The organism is Streptomyces sp. MB09-01 (genome assembly GCF_033794505.1).
Lineage (GTDB): Bacteria > Actinomycetota > Actinomycetes > Streptomycetales > Streptomycetaceae > Streptomyces.
The window spans coordinates 1-15313 of sequence record NZ_JARAYQ010000055.1; the positions used below are offsets into that span (position 1 = coordinate 1).

Below are 15313 nucleotides of genomic sequence, written 5' to 3' on the forward strand. Positions count from 1 at the left end.
CCCTTGTTGCCGCAGGTGGATGGGCGTGGTCGGCCGTGGCGTGATCACCGGCAGGTGGTCAATGGTGTGCTGTGGCGGTTGCGGACCGGGGCTCCGTGGCGTGACCTGCCCGAGCGGTATGGGCCGTGGCAGACCGTCTACGAGCGGTTTGCCCGCTGAGAGGCGGACGGCACCTGGGCAAGGCTGTTGGAGCATGTGCAGGTCCGCGACGACACGGAGGGCCGGGTGGAGTGGACCGTCGCCGTCGACTCCACGATCAACCGTGCTCACCAGCAGGCCGCCGGCGCACGTAAAAGGGGGCTGCGGACGGGAACGAACTGGAAGATCCGGTCGGCTCGCAGACGCGCCAGGCCCTCGGCCGGTCCCGAGGCGGGCTGACCACCAAGGTCCACCTCGCCGTCGACGGCCGGGGACTGCCGCTGTCCATCGTGCTCACGCCCGGCAACGTCAACGACGCCACCGCATTCGGTCAGGTCCTCGACGGGATCCGCGAGCCGACACCGGCCGCCCACGCACGAAACCGACCCGAGTCCTGGGCGACAAGGCCTACTCCGGCCGAGCGATCCGGCATCTGCTGCGGCGTCGGGGCATCGCCGTCACGATCCCCGAGCGCCGCGACCAAACAGCCAACCGCCGACGCCGAGGGCGCCTCGGCGGCCGGCCGCCCGCCTTCGACAAGAAGCTCTACCGCGACCGAAACGTGGTCGAACGATGCTTCGCACGCCTCAAGCAGTTCCGCGCGATCGCGACGAGATTCGACAAGCTCGCCGACCGCTACCGTGCCGGCGTCGTCCTGGCCTCGCTGATCCTCTGGCTCCGCGAACCAGCCCGTGATCATTTGTCAGACACTGCCTAGGGCCGCGGCCTCGTGGGGATCGTCACGCCGGAGGCGTTGAGCAGCGTGCCGTCGGGCGCGTGCTGGGTCGCCAACAGCTGGCTGCGCCTCGCGAGGCCGGCACGCGAGAGGTCCCGTCGGTCGACCTTGAAGGCGGAATAGCCCTGCAGGTGCGGGTACCTTGCGAGCTGTTCAGGGGTGAGTCCGCCGGGTTCGGGCCCGAGCCGGATCCAGTAGCCGGGCTTGTTCAGGGCCCCGTGCTCCACTCGCAGCCGACCGGAGGGGTCGTAGACCAGCTGGGCGGAGGCGCCTGAGGGCAGTTGCCCGGTCTTCCAGGCGACGGTCTCCTGGTCGATCCAGTGCACGTCAGCCGCTGTGGCGTCGACGCCCGGGGAAGGAGAGGCGCCGGAGGCAGGCGGGGCCGGCGGCGGGGCCTTCGAGGTGGCCACACCTGTGGTGAAGCTTCCGGTGGTGGACCGCAAGCGGCCCTCGGGGTCTTTGACCACGGCCTTGTAGCAGACTCTGGTGCCTCGCGGGACGCCGCCGACGTCATGGGTGATCCTGTAGCTGCCGTTGTCGGCGGCTCCGAGCTTCTGCCAGGTCCCGTTACCGACCCGGGCGGCGAAGAAGACCTGATCGAACCCCCCGCCGGCCACGTCCGCGGCGATGGTGACCGTGCCGGTCGAACCGTCCGCCGGCGTCCGCAGGGTGAGCCGGGGGGAAGCGGCCGCCCCCGCGACCCTGTCAGCCGCCTTGTAGACCACGGACGAGAGCGGCGGGACGCTGAGGGTGAGCTTCCGGTCGGCCGCGCTGGTCTTCCGGGACCCCGCCGCCGGGTACAGCTGCTCGAACTCCATGCCGGCCGAGAACGTGTCGAGCGAGACGCTCTTCGCCTCGGGCGAGTTGTTGACGGCGACGACGTATTCGATCCGCTGTCCGGCGTCGATCCGGGAGAACGCGTAGACACCCGGACCGTCGGCCGCGTACCGCTCGACCTGGGCTCCGTCGGCGAGCGCCGGATGGTTGCGGCGCAGCTCGGCCAGTCCGGCGATGTGCCGGTAGAGCGGGGCGGTCGGATCGTACCGGTCCGCGGAGCCCGGGCTGCCGCCGATCACCTCGTCCGTGTTGAACGAATCCGTCTTGGAGGCGAACAGGTCCTGCCGGGCATCGATGTCCCCGCCCGCTCCCGTGAATCCCTGTTCGTCACCGTAGTAGACCGTCGGCTGACCCCGGGTCAGGAACAGCAGGTCGTGGCCCAGCCGGTCCTTGCTCAGCAGCTCGGCCGGACCGGCTCCCGGGTTGTCGGTCCGCAGGAAACCGCCGAAGCGTCCCATGTCGTGGTTGCCGAGAAAGGTCGGCAGCCCGTAGGCGTTCGTACGGGCGGTGGTGTAGCGGTAGTCCTGTGCGTACAGATCGGCCAGGGCGCGGGCCGAGCCGCCCTGGGACACGTACGAGCGAGCCGCGCTCTGGAACGGGAAGTCCAGGGTGGCCTGCAGCTTCCCGTCGGTGACGTAGGGAGAAGTGACCGCGGGATCGGCGGAGGAGACCTCGCCGAACATGAAGAAGTCCGCGTTTCCCCGGCGCGTCGCGTGGCTCTTCACGGCAGGCGCCCACTGCCGCCAGAAGGCCATGTCGACGTGCTTCGCGGTGTCGATCCGGTAGCCGTCGACCCCCGTTCTGGTGATCCAGTCCTGATAGACCTCCTCGAAGCCCTTCACCACCCTCGGGTCCTGTGTCGCGAGGTCGTCGAGGCCGAAGAAGTCTCCCTCCACGGAAGACTCGCCCTCGAAGGTCGAGTTCCCGCGGTTGTGGTAGAGCGTCGGGTCGTTCAGCCAGGACGGAGACTTGGCGGTGGCGTCTGAGGGGGTACGGAAGACCGGCGTGTACGGGAACGAGTCCACGGTCAGGTCGGGCCAGGAGGAGCCGCCCCGGGCCGCGTTCTGATTCGCGATCGCGGTGAGGTCGACGGGCCTGCCCTCCTTGTCCAGGGTGGGGAAGGCCCCCGACGATCGGTAGCCGTCGGCGCGTTCCGCGTAGTCGATGACGTCCGCCGTGTGGTTGGTGATGATGTCGAGGAAGACCTTGATACCCCTGGAGTGCGCCTTGGCTATCAGCTCCTTGAGCTGGGCTTCGGTGCCGAAGTGCGGGTCCACCTGGGTGAAGTCGGTGACCCAGTAGCCGTGGTAGCCGGCCGACGCCCAGGGCTCCGCACCCTGCACCGACTTGTTCTTGAAGACAGGCGCCAGCCAGATCGCCGTGGTGCCCAGTCGCTGGATGTAGTCCAGCCTGTCGATCACTCCGGGCAGATCGCCACCGTGGTAGTAGTACTTGCTCGTGGGGTCGAGCCCGTTGTCGGTCCGCCCGCCGGGGAGGCCCCCCGTGTCGTTGGCCCTGTCGCCGTTGGCGAAGCGGTCGGGGAGTACGAAGTAGAGCTGCTCCCGGGAGAGATCGTGACGCATGGCACCGGAAGCGAGTTCCCGGTCCGAAGGCGGTGACGAGCAGGCGGGCAGCGCTGCCGCGGCGGGTGCCGCGGACAGCAGGGAGGCGACAAGTCCGGCCGCGAGCAGCACGTTGCTCACGCGGGACCTCCTCGAAGCTGCGGGCGAGACGGACAACAGGGTCACGCGAGGGCTCCCTAACGGTCGGATCAAGAACTCGGAATCGGGCGGTGCGGGGGGTGCGGGGGCGCGTCTGCGTCGGGCTCTCCTCGCCCACGTCGTCCTTGGTGCTCGGCTCACGCAGGTTCCTCACGGTCTGCGTGGAGGAGCGCGGAGGAGCCGGTGAGCGGGACGCCCGTGCCGCCGTAACGGGCGGCGAGGATCTCGGCGGCGATGGAGACGGCGGTCTCCGCCGGGGTCCGTGCGCCGATGTGCAGGCCCACCGGCGAGCGGAGCCGGGCCAGCGCCGGCTCCTCGACGCCGGCTTCGCGCAGCCGTGCCATGCGCTCCTCGTGGGTACGCCGGGAACCCATGGCCCCCACATACGCCACGGGCAGCCGAAGGGCGGCCTCCAGGAGCGGGAGGTCGAACTTCGGGTCGTGCGTCAGGACGCACACTGCTGTCCGTTCGTCCACCCCGGTGGTCGCCAGATAGACATGGGGCCAGGCCACCACCACCTCGTCCGCCTCCGGGAAGCGCTCCGGGGTCGCGAACACCGGGCGTGCGTCGCACAGCGTGGTCCGGTACCCCAGTTGCGCCCCGATCCGTATCAGGGCGCCCGCGACGTCCGTCGCCCCGAACACGATGAGACGCGGCGCGCTGGTGGACGTCTCGACGAAGAGGGTGATCGTGGTGCCCTCCACCTCACGCCGGATCAGGCCGGTCCGGTCGGCCGCCAGCCACCCGGCGACCTCACCCGCCACGGCCCGGTCCCACGCGGCGCGTCCACCGAGGGATCCGCGGTACGTCCCGTCGGCCGACACGGCGAGGACGGCGCCACTCGGTACGTCAGGGCCGGCCACCACGCGGACCAGCGCGACGGGAAGGTCCCTCGCCACAGCGTCCAGTGCGGCGTCGAGGGCCGGTGTGGCCCGCGGGCCCACCGGCGTGACCAGGATGTCGATGACACCGCCGCAGGTGAGACCCGCGGCCAAGGCCTCGTCGTCGCTGTAGCCGAAGCTCTCGACAACTCTCTGCCCGTCCGTGATCGCCTGCCGGCACAGCTCGTAGACGGCACCCTCCACGCAGCCGCCGGAGACCGAGCCGATCACCGTGCCCTCGCGGTCGACTGCCATGGCCGCGCCCGGCAGCCGGGGTGCGCTGCCCTTCGTCGCGATGACTGTGGCCACGGCCAGCTCCCGTCCCTCCGCCCGCCATCGGCGCAGTTCGCGAGCGAGGTCCAGCATGTTGCCCACCTTTCCGGGAACGGGGTGACGGATGGCGTGGGAACCGGTGGTGCCCGGCGGCCAGGAGCCCTGCTCACTCGGCCGCCGAGGACACCAGCCGTCCTCGCCGCGCCGCTGTCTCGCGGTAGAGCTGGGCGAACCCGTCCGCGGTGTTCCCCCACGACCAGTCCTGGCGCATCACCCGCTGCCGCGCCGCGGCCAGTTCGCCGGGCTGCCCGGCGCGCCAGCGCATGGCGTCGAGGACCGTGCCCCGCACGCTCTCGGGCGTCAGTTCGGGGATGAACATCCCGCTCCCGCGGCCGGGATCGGTCCGCAGGTCGGTCACGGTGTCGGAGAGCCCGCCGACAGGGCTGACCAGGGGCAGGGTCCCGTAGCGGTAGGAGATGAGCTGGTTGAGACCGCAGGGCTCGGTTCGCGAGGGCATGACGGTGAAGTCGGAGCCCGCGTAGATCAGCCATGCCCAGTCCTGGTCGAACTCGGGCAGGTACGCGACCGAGCCGGCCGACTCCTCCACCACCCTCCGCAGCAGCGGCCGGAGTTCGACGGCGGCCGGACCTGCCAGAGCCAGCTGCACCTCGCCCTCGCGCAGCAGCGGGGCGAGGCCCTCCAGGAGCAGGTCGGTGCCCTTCTCCGGTACGAGCCGTGAGCACACACCGAGGACCGGAACGTCTCCGTCCACACGGAGTCCCGTACGGCGCTGGAGAGCGGCCTTGTTGCGGCGCTTGCCGTCCTCGGCGGAGTGCGGCCCGAACGGGACGGTGAGCCGGCCGGCCGCGGCCGAGTCCCACACGTCGGCGTCGACGCCGAACACGATGCCGCGGGTGCGTGCACTCGCCAGGGCGGCACCCACCGGGGTGCCGGCGAAAGCCGTGGCCATTTCGCGGGCGTAGCCCGGGCTGCAGGTGGCGACGGTGTCGGCGTGCAGCAGACCGAGCAGAAGCATGCTCGGATCGTCGCCACCGGCCGCTGCCAGGATCCGGACCGAATCGTCGGACAGGGCGAGCCGGTCCAGCGAGTGTTCCTTCAGTCTGCCCTGGTACATGCCGTTGTGGACGGTCAGCAACGTGGGCAGCTCCGGATCCCGGGCCCGCAAGCCGGCCAGGGCGGCGCCCGACTGCCAGTCGTTGGCGTGGACGAGATCGTACGTCCGCCCGTCGCGTTCGACCCACTCGGCAACGCAGTGACCGAAGAACGCGGCGCGTTCGGCCTCGTCGGCGAAGGGGTGGTAGTCGTCGTCGCAGTAGATCGCGCCTCGGTCGTACCAGGCGTCGCAGCGCACGAGATGGATGGTGCACGGGGCGTCGTGGTCGCGCAGCCGCAGGATCGTGGCTGATGCGCGCCGGTCGGCGACCTCGATCTCCGGGATCCGGCAGACTTCCTCGGTCCGCAGACCGTGGCGCTCCACGAGCCAGGGGTAATAGGGCAGGACGAGGTCGTGCTCGATGCCGTGCCGGCGTTGGAGCGCCGCCGGCAGGGCACTGCTGGCGAGTCCCAGTCCCCCCTCGGCGAAGAGCGGAGCGTACTCCTGTGTGATGAAGAGAGACTTCAAGGGAACCGGCCTCATTGTTCTGTTCGGTTGGGTATCCAGCGCGTGCTCACCACGACGGCCACGAGGACGGGGACCGCGGCTGCGAGGATCGCCGTGCCGTAGCCGGCCCCGGACGACACGCCGCCGGATCCCGCGCCGACCCCGGCGATGCCGGTGAGCACTGCGAGGCCGAACGCGCTGCCGACCTTCTGGGAGGTGGTGAGTACGGCCGAGGCGGAACCGGCATCACGCTCGTCCGGACCACTCGTGCCGCAGGCGGTGAAGGTGACGAAGACGAGGCCACCGCCGAAGCCGACCAGGCACTCGGGTCCGAGCACCTCGAACCAGTAGGACTGGCCGGAGATCCGGCCGAGCCAGACGAGCCCCACGGCGAAGAGCAGGAGGCCGGTGATGATCACGGCCCGCGGGCTGTGGACGTCGAGGAGCCGGCCGGCCAGGGCGGAGGCCGCGGTGATGGACAGGACTATGGGCAGAATCGCCAGACCGGCCGCGGACGGTGAGTAGTCGAGTACTTGCTGTATGTAGAGACTGAGGAAGAAGATGACCGGGCCGATGGCCATGTTGACGAGGGCCGCGACCGCGTTGGCCCCGCGGACGGCACGGTGCCGCAGCACCCTCAGAGGGAACAGCGGGTCGAGGCTGCGGCGCTGGCGTACGACGAACCAGCAGAGCAGACCGAGCGAGAGCCCCCCGAGGCCCAGGGTTCGTGCGGAGAGCAGTCCGGTGGGGCCGGCCTCCACCAGGGCGTACACGAGGAGCGTCATACCGGCGCAGCCGGTGAGTGCGCTGCCCAGGTCGATGCGGAGCCGCGCGGGCCGCGGGCCGTCGGCGGGCAGCAGCCGCCGGGCCCAGGCCGCAGCTGCGGCCGCGACCGGCACGTTGACGAGGAACGTCGACTGCCATCCGAGTGTTTCGGTGAGGACACCGCCGAGGAAGTAGCCCACCGAGCCGCCGGTCGCAGCGACGGCACCGAGCGTCCCGAGCGCCTTGCCGCGCCGGGCTCGCTCCTCGGCCGTACCGCTGGGAAATACCTGCACGAGCAGCGAGAGTGCGGTCGGCGAGATGACGGCGGCGGCCAGGCCCTGGACCGCGCGGGCTGTGATGATCAGCTCCGGCTCGGAGGCGAGGCCGCCGAGCAGCGAGGCGAGTGCGAACAGCGTGAGGCCGCCCGTGAAGACGCGGCGGCTGCCCAGGGTGTCTCCCAGTCGCCCGCCGAGCAGGAGGAAACCACCGAACGTGAGGATGTAGGCGTTGGCCACCCAGGACAGGTCCGAAAGGCCGAAACCAAGCCCTTCCTTGAGGGCGGGCAGCGCCACTTCGACGATCGCGGAGTCCAGGTTGAGCATGAAGTGGCTGCTCACCAGCAGGGCCAGCACGGCGCTGCGGTTCACGGTGCTGCCGGGCGGCGACGCGGCCCTCGTGGGGACGCTCGGTTTGTCTGTCAGCGACACATGAGTCCTCTTGGAGTAGGGCGCAGCAGAGCCACGGCGGGCAGGTCGGGGTCACGTGGAACGCCCGGAAGGGCAAGGCAGGTACCCGGTGCGAGCAGCTCCCGGCGGAGGTGGCGCACCATGGGGAGGACGCTGGGCTCGGCCTCGGCGCATCATTTCAACGGCCTCCGCCGGTTCCCGGCAAGTCGGTGACCGACGTCCCGGCGGACAGTCACTTGGCTTGTTCCGGCCGGGTCACCGAGCATGGCCTGACCATGGAACGGCTCTCCTTGCTCCAGAAGGTCCTTCCCGCGTGCACGGCCTCGGCGGAGGCGTACGACGACGACACGGCATACCCGCTCTTCCCGGAGGAGGCGTCGGCGGTCGCCCGGTCGGCCGAGGGCAGACGGCGGGAGTTCACCACCGGTCGCGGCTGTGCCCGCCGGGCGCTGTCGGGTCTCGGGCTGCCGCCGACGCCGGTACCCAAGGACGAGCAGCGCGCGCCTGCGTGGCCGGCCGGGGTGATCGGCAGCATCACGCACTGCGTGGGATTCCGGGCCGCTGCGGTGGCCCGGGCGGATGATCTGGCCGTGCTCGGTATCGACGCCGAACCGCACCTGCCGCTGCCGGCGCGGGTGGGCAAGGAGATCGCGGTCGACGCGGAACGCGCACGCCTCACGGTGCTGCGCCGGGAAGCTCCGCGCATCTGCTGGGACACCGTGCTGTTCAGCGCCAAGGAGTCCGTCTACAAGGCGTGGTTCCCACTCACTCGTGCCTGGCTCGGCTTCCAGGACGCGGAGGTCGACCTGCGGGCGGACGGCACCTTCGCGGTGCGGGTGTCGCCGGCCGTCACGGAAGCGGGCCCGTCGGGTTTCGCGGGGCGCTGGCTGGTCGGCAGGGGGCTGGTGGTCACCTCGGTGACGAGCGCACGATGGCCTGCCCGGTCGCGGCCGGGATCCGCTCCCCCGCGGTACTGAACGCCCCGAGGGCCATGGCCGGACACCGTCCAACCGCGGCGCCGCCGCAGTTGAACAGGCCGCTCAACACAGCGCCCGGGAACGCGCCTTGTCGGCCTGTCCGCCACTCGACTACGGTCACCGGCCGTAGTCCCCGACTCCGAAAGGCGCACCATGGCCGAATCAGGTCCCGGCACACCCTCCCTCTGGCGCAACCGGGACTTCCGTCTGCTGTTGGGCGGGCAGGTCATCTCGTTCGTGGGCGACCAGGCCCAGTTCTTCGCCCTTCCGTTGATCGTGCTGGCGGTCTCCGGATCGGCGACACAGGCGGGGCTCGTCACCGGGCTGGGCACGGCATCGTTCCTGCTGTTCGGCCTGATCGCAGGGGCCCTGGCAGATCGCTGGAACCGCAAGGTCACCATGATCTGGTGCGAAGCGGGCCGTGCGGTCCTCGTCGGTTCCGTGGTGGTGGCACTCGCCACGGACAGCCTGACGCTGCCGCACCTTTACGGGGTCGCCGCGCTCAACGGCATGCTCAGCACCCTCTTCCTGTCGGCCAACAGCGCCGCCCTGCCCAATGTGGTGGGGCGCGAACAGCTGTCGGGCGCGCTCGGGTACAGCGAGACCGTCCACAACACGATCCGGGTCTTCGGGGCGGTGGCCGCCGGCGCGCTCTACTCCCTCAGCCGTGTCCTGCCGTTCGCCGTGAACGCCGTCTCCTTCGCCGTGTCGGCCCTGAGCCTGCGGCTCATACGGGGTGACTTCCAGGAGGAGCGGCGCACCGGGCCACGTCCGCGCCTGACGGCGGAGATCCGCGAGGGGCTGAGCTGGGTGTGGCACCAGCCGGTGATCCGGTTCCTCACCTTGGTGAGCGCCGCCGACAGCGTCCGCTACGGCGCCGGCTACCTGGTCATCGTCGTCCTGGCGCAGGAGGCCGGGGCATCCGCGGTGGAGATCGGTGTGATCTTTAGCGGTGCCGCCATAGGCGCGCTGCTCGGTGCCCTCGTCTCGGACCGCGTCGTCAAGCGCTATCCGCTCGGCCGTATCGCCGTGACGATGCTGTGGCTGGAGGCGCTCGGTTTCCCCCTGTACGCGATCGCCCCCAATCCGACCACCCTGGGGCTCGTCGCGGCGCTCGAATCACTGGTCGCCCCCGTTTACATGGTGGCGATCTCCACCTACCGGCTCGCGATCACCCCGGACGAGCTGCGCGGCCGGGTCAGCAGCACGGAGTCCACCTTGACCATGAGCGCCCTGGCCATCGGTTCGGCGCTCAGCGGCACGCTGATCACCGTGCTGGGCACCGAGCGGGTCGTCCTGCTGCTTTCCCTGTGGATGCTCTGTCTGGCGGTACTCACCTCGACCCGGCGTGCCGTGCGCACGGCACCGATCGCCTCGCTCGCGAAGGCCGCGCCCCGGCCTGGGAGCGGGACCGGTGACGAGAGCGTGGTCCGCACGGGCGGGTAGCCGCGGGCCGGAGGCGCACAGCCGGACGTACCGGCGGCGCACGAATGTGAGGTGTCATGGAGCAGCATCCGCTGCTGGACGCGCTTGTCGACCCCGACCCCCGGCGCGGCATCCGGTTCTACGACGGGCTGGGGGGCTGGGATTTCCATCCGTACACCGAACTCGCGCGTGCCGCCTTCGTGTTGGCGGACCGGCTGCGGTCCCTCGGTGTCGCGCCCGGTGAGCTCGTCGTACCGGCGACCGGGAACGGTCCCGAGTTCGTGGCCACCGTGCTGGGCACGGTGGCCGTCGGTGCCACTCCCGCCCCGCTGGCCCCTCCTCTCGTGTTCGAGAATCCCGACGCCCATCGGCGCCACGCTGAACGGATGTTCGCGTCCGTCCGGCCGAAGGTCCTGGTCACCCGTCCCGAATGGGCCGACCCGCTGGGCGCGCTCCCTGCCGGGCCGGGCGGCCCGCGGGTGCTCAAGGTGACCATGGCCGAGTTGTCGGCGGCGGCCGGCGTGCCGCAGGCCCTCGCGTGCCCGCCCGAGCGGGCACTGGTGCAGTTCACTTCGGGGTCGGGCGGCCCGGCCAAGGCGGTGGCCGTCACGACCGACGCGCTCTCCGCCAACCTGGCTGCGGTGCGCCGCTGGCTTCGGATGGGATCGTCGGACGCGACCGCGACCTGGCTGCCGTTCCATCACGACATGGGCCTCGTCGGCTGCCTGCTGACGCCGCTGTCGATCGGCGCCGATCTGTGGGTGATGCGACCCGAGGACTTCGTGCGCACGCCGCTGGAGTGGGTGCGCTGCTTCGGCACGCTGGGAGCGCAGCTCACCGCGTCTCCGGCCTTCGGACTCGAGCACGTGGTGCGCCGGGTGCAGGCCGAGTCCCTGGAAGGGATGGACTTCTCCGGGTGGTCGGCGGTCATCACAGGGGCCGAGCGCGTGCCGCCGCAGGTGCTGCGGCAGTTCGCCGCCCTGCTGTCACCGTTCGGGTTCCGCTCCACGGCCTTGCTGCCCGCGTACGGGCTGGCCGAGGCGACCCTGGCGGTGACCGGGTCGTCGCGCGACGATGAACCGCGCTCCTTGTCGGTCGACCCGCGTGCGCTCGATGTCGGCCGTCGTGTGCGTCCGAGCACCGACGGTACCGAGGCGATGGAACTGACGGGCTGTGGACGCCCCTTGGTCGCCGGGAGCCGTGTGCTGGTCACCGACCGGCTGGGGCGGCCGCTGCCCGAGGGGCATGTCGGCGAGATCGTGGTGGGCGGCCCCTCGGTGGCCGAGGGCTACACGGGGGCCGACGCGGGGACCGGCGAAGGCGTCTTCAGCGGGGGCCAGCTCCGGACAGGCGATTGCGGCTTCTTCGACCAGGGGGAGCTGTTCGTGGTCGGACGGCTCGGTGACAGCCTCAAGTGCCGTGCGACGACCGTGTTCGCGGAGGACCTGGAGGCCTCGCTGGTGCGGCTGCCCGAGCTGCGGACGGCCGGGGTGGCCGTACTCCTCGGCGCCGCCGGGGGGCGCGACACGGCGGTCGTGGTCGTGGAGCGCCGTCCCGGGCCCTGGACGGGGGAGGTCGTACGTCGGCTACGGCGCCGTGTGCCGGGTCTCGACGTGGTCATCGTGAACGGCCCTCGCGGCACGGTGCTGCGCACCTCCAGCGGGAAGCCCCGGCGCCGGGCGATGTGGCGGGCTCACCTCGCCGGCGAACTGGGCGGCAGGGTGTTCGAGTCGAACGTCCTGGACGCCGGCTCGATCGCCCCGACAGGATGACGAACCGACCTCGCCGTTCGCGCTGCTCCCCCGCTCACGCGCATGTCAGGCGCGCGAGCGGCACGGCGCCGGCCCGAAGCACCCGCCTCCCCCCTCTTTCCCTCCCGACGAAGGGACGACAGATGCGATCCGACGGTTCTTCCCGCTTCCACGTTGTCGTCAACGCGGAGGAGCAGTACTCGATCTGGCCGTCCGGCCACGCCCTCCCCGAGGGCTGGCGGCTGGAGGGCACCTCGGGCTCCGAGGACGAGTGTCTGCGCCGCATCGAGAGCGTGTGGCCGGACATCCGCCCGCTCACCGTCCGTACGCTGCCCGCCGCGAGGGCTGCCACCGCCCCCGCCTCGACCTCCTGCCAGGGATGACCCCGATGAATGACGTGACGACCGTCGAACGCTCAGCCCCCGCCTCACTCGGCCAACGTCTTCTCGGCCTCATGGAGCACTATCGGGGCGGAGAGTCGCCACTCGCCGTACCGGTCTTCTACCGGCTCGCCGGGCCACTCGACCACGCCGCACTGAGGGCGGCCCTCGACGCCCTGGTCGACCGGCACGAGGCGCTGCGGACGACGTACGAGACCTCGCGCAGGCGTCTGGTGCAGCATGTCCACGAGCCCCGTCCGGTGCCCCTGGAGTCGCTCCGGACAGACGGCACTCCCGCCGCCCTGGAGGGCGTCATGCGGGAGCTGGTCCGCACCCCGTTCGACCTGGGGGTCTCACCGGTGCGGGCGACGCTGCTCGAGGTCGCGCCCGAGGAGTCGGTGCTGATGCTGAACATCCATCACCTGTCCACCGACGGCTGGTCCGGGGGCGTGCTGGCCGGCGACCTCGGCCGGCTCTACCGTCCGGGCGGCTCGGCGGTCGTGCCGCGGCCGGAGCGGCCGCCCATGCAGTACATGGACTTCAGTGAGTGGCAGCGGGACCGCTTCGAGTCGGGAGCGCTGACCGGACAACAGGAGTTCTGGCGTTCCCGGCTGGCCGGTGCGCAGCCCCCCGCGCTGGTGGGGCGCCCCACGGGTAGGGCCGACGGGGCCCAGCGGCCCGGAACGCACACGTTCGACCTGCCCGAGTCTGCCGCCGCGAGCCTGGCGGAGATCTGCAGGTCCCGGCGCACCACCACGTTCGCCGCCGGACTCGCCGTCTTCGCGTCCGTGCTGCACACCTACACCGGGGACACGGACTTCGGCCTCGCCTCGATGTTCGCCAATCGGCTGCGGCCCGAACTCGCGGACACCGTGGGATTCTTGACGAACCTTCTGGTGCTGCGGGTGAAGATGCCGCAGCGGCCCACCTTCCAAGACGTGCTGGAGGCCACCCAGGACATCGTGTTCGACGCGCTGGGCAACCAGGAGATCCCGTATCACCTGGTGCCGCAGGCGCAGGGCGAGCGGGGCGCGGGGCTCGAGAACATCCTGTTCCAGGTCATGGCCGGACCCGAGTACCAGCTCTCCCTGGACGGACTGGAGGTGAGCCAGCTGGCGCCGCCGGACGGATCGGGCAGCCGATTCGACCTGGAGTTCGCGCTGATCCCCGAGCGCGCCGGTGTCCAGGGCATCGTCTGGTACGACCAGCGCCGGTTCGAGAGCTCGTGGGTACGCCGGCTCGTCGACGATTTCGCGCGAATGGCCGTCCACGTGGCCGAACACCCGGACCGGCCTGTGGGTGAAGGCGGACGGCGCTGATGCCCGCACCTCGAGCCGGCGAGCCCGACCGGCTCATGGTGGAGACAGCGGTCAGCGCCGTGCTCAACTGGGACTACGACGCTCGGACCACGCGCCTGTCGCAGCTGTACGAGTCGGCCAAACTCGCCCAGTGGAACGCGTCGACGGACATCGACTGGTCCCTGCCGGTCGGGTTCGGCTCTCCGCTGCCGGAGGGCTCCGCGTACGCGCTGGGCACGTTCCGTTCCTCGCCGCTCGCGCACCGCGGCAAGGCGGGCTGGGACGCCTTCCGCTGGGAGGTGCAGGCATGGATGGTCTCTCAGTTCCTGCACGGGGAGCAGGCGGCGCTGGTCTCGTGCGCCCGGCTGGCCGAGGTGCTGCCCGAGGTGGAGGCTAAGCTGTGCGCGATCAGTCAGGCCGGTGACGAGGCCCGCCACGTCGAGGCGTTCGCCCGGTACGTACGTGAGCACGTACCGGACCCCTATCCGGTGACGGAGGCGCTGCGGGCGCTGTTCCAGGACGCGCTGGTGGCCCGGGAGTGGGAGTTCACAGCCCTCGCGATCCAGTGTCTGGTGGAGCCGGTCGCACTGGCCGGGTTCCGTCTCGCGGAGGCGACCTTCCATGATGCGCTGATCAAGCAGATCGTGGTCAGGGTCGCCAGGGACGAGGCCCGCCATGTGTCGTTCGGCGTCCTGCTGCTCAAAGACGTGCTGCCCGAGCTGTCCGACGCCGAGCGGGCGCACCGGGAGGAGTTCGTGCTGGAGGCGATCGAGCTGCTGCGGCTGCGGTTCCTGCTGACCGACGTGTGGGAACGGCTCGAAGTCGACCGGGCGGCGGGGGTGCGGTTCGCCACGTACGATCCGGGCCTGGCCGCGTATCGCAGGTCCCTGTTCTCCCGGATCGTACCCATGCTGGCGCAGATCGGGCTCCTGACGCCCACGGTGGTGGCGAGGCTGGACCGGCTGGATCTCCTCGACCGTGCGGCCGCGCGGACCGTGGAACGGATGCGCCGGGGCGGCCGCGCCGGCTGACGGGCCGTCGCGGCAGCTGTCGCACGCCCGGCGTACCCGGGCACCTCGGGTGCGGATTCCTCAGGGCTGATGCCGGTCCAGGGCCGCCGCCACGTCCACCGGGCTGTCCTGAAGCAGGTTGTGGCCACCGGGAAGCATCTCGAGGTGGAAGCCCACCGAAGTCCATTTCGCCCAGGACACGACGTCCTCGACGGGTACCGCGTGCTTCCCGGTCCCCAGCAGGGCGAGGATCGGGGCGTCGATGGGCTCCGGCTCGTGAGCGTGGCTCTCGATCGCCCGGTAGTCGGCCCGCAGGGCCGGTTCGACCAGGTCCAGGAGGTCCGGGTCGTCGAGGAGTTCGTCCGGCAGATAGCCGTCCTCCCGGACCCGCGCGAAGAACTCGTCCGTGGGCAGTCGCCAGGACTCGGTCACGGGAATCCGGTCCGGGGACTGGTGCGCGGACACCGCGAGGCCCCGCAGCCGCGCCGCGGGCAGCCGGCGGGCGACCTCGTAGGCGATGACCGCTCCGGCGCAGTGTCCGTAGAGGTAGACGTCACGGCTCCCGGCGTGCGCGGCGATCTGTGCGCTCAGGGTGTCCGCGAGCACGGCCAGGTCGGAAACCGGGGCCTCGGCCGTACGCGACTCCCGACCCGGCAGCCGGACGCCGACCGCGGTCCACCGCTCACCGAGCGCACGGCACATCTTCTTGACGGCCGCGACTCCCGCGCCGGCATGCGGAATCGCGTAGAGAACTCTCTCACCTTCCGGTGCCACCGCTATGTCAACAAGCCCTCGATTGTTCGCCATGCGCTGC

General features: G+C 71.0%; 11 protein-coding genes and 1 pseudogene. 7 read left to right on the forward strand and 5 right to left on the reverse strand.

The genetic code is table 11. The features are described from left to right. Positions 1–856: pseudogene (locus tag PV721_RS14440) on the forward strand (IS5 family transposase); the annotation flags it as partial. Here PV721_RS14440 and PV721_RS14445 read toward each other — a convergent pair. The 4 genes from PV721_RS14445 to PV721_RS14460 all read right to left on the reverse strand — a co-directional run bounded on the left by PV721_RS14445 (position 853) and on the right by PV721_RS14460 (position 7619). Then, complete coding sequence (locus PV721_RS14445) at positions 853–3414, reverse strand: alpha-amylase family glycosyl hydrolase (protein WP_319724030.1); 2562 nt, start codon at positions 3412–3414, stop codon at positions 853–855. The pseudogene PV721_RS14440 and the gene PV721_RS14445 overlap by 4 nt on opposite strands. Before the next feature lie 155 nt (positions 3415–3569). Beyond that, a complete protein-coding gene (locus PV721_RS14450) occupies positions 3570–4679 on the reverse strand; it encodes an XdhC/CoxI family protein (protein ID WP_319724032.1) in 1110 nt (369 codons plus the stop codon). 73 nt (positions 4680–4752) lie between these two features. Then, entirely contained in the window at positions 4753–6228 is a 1476-nt protein-coding gene (locus PV721_RS14455; RefSeq protein ID WP_319724034.1) for a glycogen synthase, read from the reverse strand. Positions 6229–6239: 11 nt separating this feature from the next. After that, positions 6240–7619 (reverse strand): MFS transporter, encoded by a 1380-nt coding sequence (locus PV721_RS14460; protein WP_319724036.1) that lies wholly within the window; start codon positions 7617–7619, stop codon positions 6240–6242. Positions 7620–7933: 314 nt separating this feature from the next. On the opposite strand from PV721_RS14460, the gene PV721_RS14465 reads away from it, so the two are divergent. The 6 genes from PV721_RS14465 (at position 7934) to PV721_RS14490 (ending at position 14520) form a co-directional block, all read left to right on the forward strand. Further along, the gene (locus tag PV721_RS14465; protein ID WP_319724038.1) at positions 7934–8635 is read left to right on the forward strand and encodes a 4'-phosphopantetheinyl transferase family protein; all 702 of its coding nucleotides are present in this window, start codon (positions 7934–7936) and stop codon (positions 8633–8635) included. Positions 8636–8788: 153 nt separating this feature from the next. Beyond that, positions 8789–10081 carry an MFS transporter gene (locus PV721_RS14470; protein ID WP_319724040.1) on the forward strand — a complete coding sequence of 431 codons (1293 nt, stop codon included), beginning with the start codon at positions 8789–8791 and terminating at the stop codon, positions 10079–10081. A 56-nt stretch (positions 10082–10137) separates the two neighbouring features. Continuing rightward, positions 10138–11832, forward strand: a complete 1695-nt coding sequence (locus PV721_RS14475; RefSeq protein WP_319724042.1) for an AMP-binding protein — start codon at positions 10138–10140, stop codon at positions 11830–11832. A 122-nt stretch (positions 11833–11954) separates the two neighbouring features. Next, positions 11955–12194 carry an MbtH family protein gene (locus PV721_RS14480; RefSeq protein WP_319724044.1) on the forward strand — a complete coding sequence of 80 codons (240 nt, stop codon included), beginning with the start codon at positions 11955–11957 and terminating at the stop codon, positions 12192–12194. A 5-nt stretch (positions 12195–12199) separates the two neighbouring features. Further along, positions 12200–13510 carry a condensation domain-containing protein gene (locus PV721_RS14485; protein ID WP_319724047.1) on the forward strand — a complete coding sequence of 437 codons (1311 nt, stop codon included), beginning with the start codon at positions 12200–12202 and terminating at the stop codon, positions 13508–13510. Beyond that, entirely contained in the window at positions 13510–14520 is a 1011-nt protein-coding gene (locus PV721_RS14490; RefSeq protein WP_319724049.1) for a ferritin-like domain-containing protein, read from the forward strand. Before PV721_RS14485 ends, PV721_RS14490 begins: the two co-directional genes overlap by 1 nt. 60 nt (positions 14521–14580) lie before the next feature. Here PV721_RS14490 and PV721_RS14495 read toward each other — a convergent pair whose 3' ends face one another. Next, positions 14581–15306 (reverse strand): thioesterase II family protein, encoded by a 726-nt coding sequence (locus PV721_RS14495; RefSeq protein ID WP_319724051.1) that lies wholly within the window; start codon positions 15304–15306, stop codon positions 14581–14583. Positions 15307–15313 lie beyond the last annotated feature (7 nt).

What these genes read in the sequence shown, in the direction of transcription:
- PV721_RS14450 (WP_319724032.1), bottom strand. Translation starts at nt 4,679, where the DNA reads ATGCTGGACCTCGCTCGCGAACTGCGCCGATGGCGGGCGGAGGGACGG.
- PV721_RS14465 (WP_319724038.1), top strand. Translation starts at nt 7,934, where the DNA reads ATGGAACGGCTCTCCTTGCTCCAGAAGGTCCTTCCCGCGTGCACGGCC.
- PV721_RS14470 (WP_319724040.1), top strand. Translation starts at nt 8,789, where the DNA reads ATGGCCGAATCAGGTCCCGGCACACCCTCCCTCTGGCGCAACCGGGAC.
- PV721_RS14475 (WP_319724042.1), top strand. Translation starts at nt 10,138, where the DNA reads ATGGAGCAGCATCCGCTGCTGGACGCGCTTGTCGACCCCGACCCCCGG.
- PV721_RS14480 (WP_319724044.1), top strand. Translation starts at nt 11,955, where the DNA reads ATGCGATCCGACGGTTCTTCCCGCTTCCACGTTGTCGTCAACGCGGAG.
- PV721_RS14485 (WP_319724047.1), top strand. Translation starts at nt 12,200, where the DNA reads ATGAATGACGTGACGACCGTCGAACGCTCAGCCCCCGCCTCACTCGGC.
- PV721_RS14490 (WP_319724049.1), top strand. Translation starts at nt 13,510, where the DNA reads ATGCCCGCACCTCGAGCCGGCGAGCCCGACCGGCTCATGGTGGAGACA.
- PV721_RS14495 (WP_319724051.1), bottom strand. Translation starts at nt 15,306, where the DNA reads ATGGCGAACAATCGAGGGCTTGTTGACATAGCGGTGGCACCGGAAGGT.